The following is a 6,365-nucleotide window of genomic DNA, read 5'->3' on the forward strand; positions in this document are numbered from 1 at the left end:
TGGGGCTGATCGACGTGCTGGGCGCGGACCCGGCCGGCGACGTGGTCCGGGCGGCGCTGGCCCGCACCTCGGTCCGCACGGTGCTGGTCGACGCCCCGGCCGGCACCCGCCGGTCGGTCAACATGGTGGACCCGGCCGGCCGCCGGATGTCGCTCTACGACCCGCGGCCCTGGTCGGGGCCCGCCCCGTTCGCCGAGACGGAGCTGGCCGCCCTGGTCCGCGAGGCGGCGCACGTGCACGTGTCGATCATGGACTGGGCCCGGGCGGCGCTGCCGACCCTGCGCGCCGGTCTCGGCGACGGCGTGTCCCTCTCCACCGACCTGCACGACTGGGACGGCGAGAACGACTACCACCGGCCCTTCGCGGACGCGGCCGATCTGGTCTTCGTCAGCGACGTCCGGCTCGGCGACCGCGCCGGGAAGGTCGCCTCGGCGCTGACGCCCCGGACCGTGCTGGTGACCTCCGGCGCGGCGGGGTCGACCCTGCACGCCCCGGACACCCCGCCGACCCGGGTGCCGGCGGCCGCGCCGCCCGCCCCGGTGGTGGACACCAACGGCGCCGGTGACGCCTTCGCCGCCGGCCTGATCGCCGCCCGGCTGCGCGGCGCCGCCCCGCTCGACGCGGCCCGGTACGCCGCCCGGGTGGCCGCCGCCGCCTGCACCCTGGACGGGATGGAGTATCCGCCCGGCCTGCTCCCGCGAGACTGAACCGGCTCAGAGCGCCCCGGTCGTGCCGTCGGTCAGCTCCCGGAGGATGTCCGCGTGGCCGACGTGCCGGGCGGTCTCCTCGACCATGTGGACCAGCACCCAGCGCAGCGACACCTCGCCGAGCTGCGGGTGCGGCACCACGTGATCCAGGTCGAACCGCGCCGCGACCGCCCGGGACCGGGCGCACGCCGCCTCGTACGCCGTCGCCAGGGTCTCGACCGTCTCGCCCGGGTCCAGGGTGAAGCTCGCCTCGGCCTCCTTCTCGGAGGTGAGGTAGACGTCTCCCGGGCCGGGGGCGAACAGGCAGGGGAACCAGTTCCGCTCCACCAGGGCCAGGTGTTTGAGCAGACCGGCCAGGGTGGTGAGGGAGGGCACCAGCCGGCGGGCGGCGTCGGCGTGGGCGAGGCCGCGGGCCTTGCGCAGCACGATGGCCCGGTGGAAGTCGAGGAACGATTCGAGCACTGCCCGCTCGTCACCCGTACGGGCGAGGACCGGACCGAGGGTGGGGTCGATCGTCGTGTCCGCCATTCTCGGACCCTAGTCCCGGCCCGCGCCCGCCCGCTGCCCCGGCATCCCGCTGCGGAGCGGCGATCGCCGGGGCAGGATGGGCGCATGGCATCCACGGTGCAGATCCCGCTGGTGGGCGGCGCGGCCGACGGGGAAACCGTCACGGTCGAGCTGGACAGCAACGGCCGCCCGCCGCTGACCCACCACCACCTCGGTCCGGAGGGGTTGGCCGAGGCGCAGATCTACGAGCTGGAGTCGGACGAGCCGCACGGCCGGCCGTGGATCTACACCTGGCGGGGCCCGGCGGTCTGACGCCGGCCGCTCAGCCGGCCCCGGTCCGGGCCAGGCTGCGGGACCGGAGGCTCTCCAGCACGCCCCGGGTGACGTGCGAGGTGCCGCGCGCCTGCTCGCACACCTCGGCCACCCGCCGGGCGGTCTCCTCGGCCCGCTCCGCCCGCTCGTCCCACAGCCGGTCCACCTCCGCCAGCAGCGGGCCTTCCACCTCGCGCTCCACGCCCCGCAGCGCCGGCACCCCAAGCCGCTGGGCCAGGTCGAAGACCTTGCCGGCGTACGGCAGGGGCAGGAAGGGCGTGCCCATCATGGCCGCGAAGATCAGGAAGTGCAGCCGCATGCCGACCGCGAGGTCGAAGTGCTTCATCAGGCCGAGCACCTGCCGGGGCGAGTAGTCGTTGTGCAGGATCCGGCCGCGTTCGGCGGCCACCATGTGGGACATCACCCCGTGCGAGTGCCGGATGTCGTCCCGTTCCATCGGCACGAAGAGCACGTACGCGTCGATCCGGTGCACCAGGAAGTCGCTGATCTGGGCGAGCAGCCGGTGGTAGCCGTCCACGTCGAGGCGTTCCGCCGCCCGGCCCGGCTCGCGGACGCTCAGCCCTACCAGCCGCCGGCCGGAGGGCACGCCCTCCTCGCGCAGCCAGCTCTCCGGGAAGTCCTCCGGCTCCAGCAGGAACGCCGGGTCGGCGGTGACGGTGATCGGGTTCAGCAGGCCGGCCTCCTCCAGCACCATCCGCGACTCCTGGTCCCGCACGGTCACCTCGGTCGCCCCGGCCAGGGTCTCCCGCACCATGCCGGTGTCCACCCCCTCAGTGAGCGGGCCGACGCCCACCGCGTACGTGAGCAGCGGCAGCCCACGCTCCTGGGCGACCCGGACCACCCGCAGGTAGCGGCGGGCCTCCTTGTCGTAGAGGATGCCGCCGCCGCCGAGGATGAGCAGGTCGAGCTGCTCGAGGATCATCGACGAGTCGACCCGGCTGACCCCCTCCCAGGGCACCGCCTCCACGTCCGGGTGGGCCAGCGCGGTATGCGCCGGGTTCCGGGAGAAGACGATGATCCGGCCCTTCGGCTCCTGTCGCCGCAGGTCGGCCAGGAGGCCGGAGAGGATGGCCTCGTCGCCCAGGTTGCGGCCGCCGTACGAGCCGAGCACACCGATGGTCAGTCCGGCGTCATCCGTCATCCGTTGCTCCTCCCCAGGGGCGTCCCGCGCCGGTTTCCCGCTGCGCGAGGGGACATACCTGGGCGAAGCTCCGTCAACCGGCGGCCGTGCCGACCAGACGGGAGACCAGGGCGGAAACCACCTGGTCGACGTCGAACCCGGCGTCGACCGAGGTGGTGAGCCGGTCGAGCAGCAGCCCGTCCACCGCGTAGTGCAGCAGGGCCACCTCGAAGCCCCCGCCGGGCAGCCCGGCGGCGACGTGGAAGGCGACGTCGTCGGCGTACCCCTTGCGGAGCACGTCGCCGAGCGCCCGGCGCAGCTCCGGCCGGCGGGACGCCTCCAGCCGCAGCTCGAACAGGGCGCGGGTGAGGTCCGGCTCGCGGGTGGTCCGTTCGACGACGTACCGCAGGTAGTCGGTGACCAGGGCGAGGGACGGCTCGCGGCGGCCCAGGTCGGCCAGGACCGCCGGGTCCGGGGCCATCCGGTCGAAGATCCGTTCGGCCAGGCCGGCGAGGAGGGCGGCGCGGGACGGGAAGTAGTTCGAGGAGGTGCCGGTGGGCACCCCCGCCTCGGCGTCGACCGCCCGGTGGGTCAGCCCGCGCGCGCCGGCGGCGGCGAGCACCCGCAGCCCGGCGTCGGCGAGCAGGGTACGGCGTTCGGGGTTCCTGGCCACGAAATTCACCCTAGCAACAACCACGACAGATGTTGTAGGTTGAGCAGCAATCACGACAGCCGTCGTGGTTGCCCCGGACATCGGAGTCGGTTTGCGCAAGCTCGTGTACTACGTCGCCAGCACCCTCGACGGCTTCATCGCCGCCCCCGACGGGTCCTACGACTTCCTCCCGCTGAAGCCGGACGTGGCGGCCCACCTGACCGCCGAGTGGCCCCAGACCTTCCCCACGTTCACCCACGCCCAGTTCGGCATCGCCTCGCCCCCGGCCGGCCGCTTCGACGCCCTGCTCATGGGCCGGCCCACCTACGACCCGGCGCTGAAGCTCGGCGTGACCAGCCCCTACGCACACCTCAAGCAGTACGTCTTCAGCCGCTCGCTGCCCCCGTCGGACGACGCGCAGGTCGAGATCGTCGCCGGCGACCCGGTGGCCTTCGTCCGCGACCTGAAGGCGCGGCCCGGCGGCGACATCTGGCTCTGCGGCGGCGGCCAGGTCGCCGGGCAGCTCCTCGGCGAGGTGGACGAACTGGTGGTCAAGCTCAACCCGGTGGTGGTCGGCAGCGGCATCCCGCTGGTCGACCACGGCTTCGCCCCGCACCGATTCACCCTGGTCGAGACGCGTCCCTTCGACAGCGGCGTGGTCGTCCTGCGGTACACCGCCGGGGCGCGGTAATCGGTTGCCCGGGCCGGGTGGAATCCCGCACGGTGAGGTGGTGACGAGCGCCACGAAGACCCGGATCCGCTGGACGGACCTGCCCGACCACGTCCGGGCGGCGGTCGAGGAGATCCTCGGCGACCGGGTGGTCACCGCGGCCACGCAGCACGGCGGCTTCTCCCCCGGCACCGCCGACCGGGTCCACACCGCCGGCGGGCGTCGAGCCTTCGTCAAGGCGGTCAGCCCGGCCCAGAACGACCGCAGCCCGCACCTGCACCGGGCGGAGGCACTCGTCGCGGCCGCCCTGCCGCCCGGTACGCCCGCACCCCGGCTGCTCGGCAGCTACGACGACGGCGACTGGGTGGCGCTGGTCTTCACCGACGTCGAGGGCCGGCACCCGGTCACACCGTGGGACGCCGACGAGCTGGCCACCGTCCTGTCCACCCTGGAGACGATGGCCGCGGTGCTCACCCCGGCGCCGCCGCCGGCCGCCGGGAGCGCCGCCGAGCAGCTCGGATACGACTTCGCCGGCTGGCGGCGGCTGGCCACGGACCCACCGGCCGACCTGGACCCGTGGGCCCGGGACCGGCTGCCGCAGCTGTGCGCCGCCGCCGAGCACGGGCTGGCCGCGCTGGCCGGGGAGACCCTGTGCCACCTGGACATCCGCGCCGACAACCTGCTGCTCGGCCCGGACGGCACGGTCAGCGTGGTCGACTGGCCCTGGGCCTGCCGGGGACCGGCCTGGCTGGACAGCCTGCTGGTGCTGGTCAACGTGCAGGTCCACGGCGGGCACGACCCGGAGGCGCTGGTACGCGCCCGGCCGCTCACCGCCGACGTGGACCCGGCCGCCGTGACCGGGGTGCTGGCCGGATTCGCCGGCTTCTTCCTCGACGGCGCGCGCCAGCCGCCGCCGCCCGGCATCCCCACGGTCCGCGCGTTCCAGCGCCTCCAGGGCGACCGGCTCCTGCCCTGGCTCGCCCGCCGCCTCCCCTGACCGACTTCGGTCCGCCGCCCGCCGGCCTGATCGACTCCGATCGCGGCAGGCCGCGCCATCCGCCGCGCCGCACGACCACCCGCCTGCCTGATCGACTCCGATTGCGGCAGGCCGCGCCATCCAGGGCCTGGGACACCGCTTCTTGCCGCAAAGCGAGTTGATCGAGTCGGGCCCCGGGCGAACGCGTTGTCCGATCGTCGCCAGACTCGAACGGCCGCGGCGGCGAGGCTGGTCCCATGACGACACTGGACGGAAAGGTAGCCCTGGTCACGGGCGGCGGACGAGGCATCGGCGCGGCGGTCGCCCTGCGGCTGGCGGCCGACGGGGCCGATGTGGCCCTGACCTACGAGACGAACGCCGAGCGGGCCGCCGTGGTCGGCAAGCAGATCGAGGCGGCCGGCCGGCGGGCGCTGGTGCTCGCCGCCGACAGCGCCGACCCGGCGGCGGTCCGGGCGGCGGTGGACCGCACGGTCGCCGAGCTGGGCCGGCTGGACATCCTGGTGAACAATGCCGCGGTGTTCCTGGTCGGGCCGGTCGACGAGCTCGGCGGGGACGCGCTGGACCGGACGCTCGCGGTCAACGTGCGGGCGCCCTACCTGGCGGCGCAGGCGGCCGCCCGGCACCTGGGCGAGGGCGGCCGGATCATCAGCATCGGCAGCAACGTCGCCCGCCGGGCGCCCTTCCCCGGCCTCGCGCTCTACTCGATGAGCAAGACCGCGCTGGTCGGCCTGACGAAAGGGCTCGGCCGGGAACTCGGTCCCCGAGGGATCACGGTCAACCTGGTGAACCCCGGCCCCACGGACACCGACGCCAACCCGGCGGACGGCCCGAACGCGGAGGCGATCGCCGGTCTCACCGCCCTCGGCCGGTACGCCGCGCCGGCCGAGATCGCCGCCGTGGTGGCCCACCTCGCCGGCCCCGACGCCGGGTACGTGACCGGGGCGGTGATCGACGCCGACGGCGGCTTCGCCATCTGACCCGGGCGGGCGGGTGTGGACTCCCCGATTCCGCACCCGCCCGCCCGGCCCCCCAACCATTCGCCGGGCGGATGGCGTCTGTAGTGGACGAGGGGGTGGGCATGTCGGAGACGTTCCACGAGTTCGTGGTGCAGCGCTCGCCCGCGCTGTCCCGGACCGCGTATCTGCTCACCGGGGACCATCAGCTCGCCGAGGACCTGTTGCAGAGCGCCCTGGCGCGGACGTACCGGCACTGGCGGCGGGTCCGCGACGGCGACCCGGAGGCGTACGTGCGCCGGGTCATGTACCACCAGCAGGTCTCCTGGTGGCGGCGGCGCGCCCACCCGCGCTACGCGCGCAACCCGGGCACCGGCGAACCGCTCGGTATGGCGATCACCCTCCGTGCCGGATGGCGCGAGGTCC

General features: G+C 74.6%; 9 protein-coding genes. 6 read left to right on the forward strand and 3 right to left on the reverse strand.

Annotated features, from left to right (window positions below):
- Nucleotides 1-707 (forward strand): carbohydrate kinase family protein (locus ACWEVO_RS26550; protein ID WP_452310231.1); only part of this gene is annotated, 707 nt, incomplete at its 5' end.
- A 6-nt stretch (nt 708-713) separates the two neighbouring features.
- Here the strand turns inward: ACWEVO_RS26550 and ACWEVO_RS26555 are convergent.
- Nucleotides 714-1,235 (reverse strand): DinB family protein, encoded by a 522-nt coding sequence (locus tag ACWEVO_RS26555; RefSeq protein ID WP_452310232.1) that lies wholly within the window; start codon nt 1,233-1,235, stop codon nt 714-716.
- 84 nt (nt 1,236-1,319) lie between these two features.
- Here ACWEVO_RS26555 and ACWEVO_RS26560 point away from each other — a divergent pair, with 84 nt between their 5' ends.
- Nucleotides 1,320-1,526: a hypothetical protein gene (locus tag ACWEVO_RS26560; RefSeq protein ID WP_452310233.1), complete on the forward strand. Its 207-nt coding sequence runs from the start codon at nt 1,320-1,322 to the stop codon at nt 1,524-1,526.
- 10 nt (nt 1,527-1,536) lie between these two features.
- On the opposite strand, the gene ACWEVO_RS26565 is transcribed toward ACWEVO_RS26560, so the two are convergent.
- Nucleotides 1,537-2,688: a polysaccharide pyruvyl transferase family protein gene (locus tag ACWEVO_RS26565; RefSeq protein ID WP_452310234.1), complete on the reverse strand. Its 1,152-nt coding sequence runs from the start codon at nt 2,686-2,688 to the stop codon at nt 1,537-1,539.
- A 73-nt stretch (nt 2,689-2,761) separates the two neighbouring features.
- Complete coding sequence (locus tag ACWEVO_RS26570) at nt 2,762-3,340, reverse strand: TetR/AcrR family transcriptional regulator (RefSeq protein WP_452310235.1); 579 nt, start codon at nt 3,338-3,340, stop codon at nt 2,762-2,764.
- Between the two features lie 91 nt (nt 3,341-3,431).
- Between ACWEVO_RS26570 and ACWEVO_RS26575 the strand changes: the two genes are divergently transcribed.
- From ACWEVO_RS26575 to ACWEVO_RS26590, 4 genes are all read left to right on the forward strand, one after another.
- The gene (locus tag ACWEVO_RS26575; RefSeq protein ID WP_452310236.1) at nt 3,432-4,010 is read left to right on the forward strand and encodes a dihydrofolate reductase family protein; all 579 of its coding nucleotides are present in this window, start codon (nt 3,432-3,434) and stop codon (nt 4,008-4,010) included.
- A gap of 40 nt (nt 4,011-4,050) precedes the next feature.
- A complete protein-coding gene (locus ACWEVO_RS26580) occupies nt 4,051-4,986 on the forward strand; it encodes a phosphotransferase (RefSeq protein ID WP_452310237.1) in 936 nt (311 codons plus the stop codon).
- A 236-nt stretch (nt 4,987-5,222) separates the two neighbouring features.
- Entirely contained in the window at nt 5,223-5,963 is a 741-nt protein-coding gene (locus tag ACWEVO_RS26585) for an SDR family NAD(P)-dependent oxidoreductase (RefSeq protein WP_452310238.1), read from the forward strand.
- A gap of 101 nt (nt 5,964-6,064) precedes the next feature.
- Nucleotides 6,065-6,365: sigma factor (locus ACWEVO_RS26590; protein WP_452310239.1), on the forward strand; the 301-nt coding region annotated here is incomplete at its 3' end.

Source organism: Micromonospora sp. NPDC003776 (assembly GCF_053605645.1).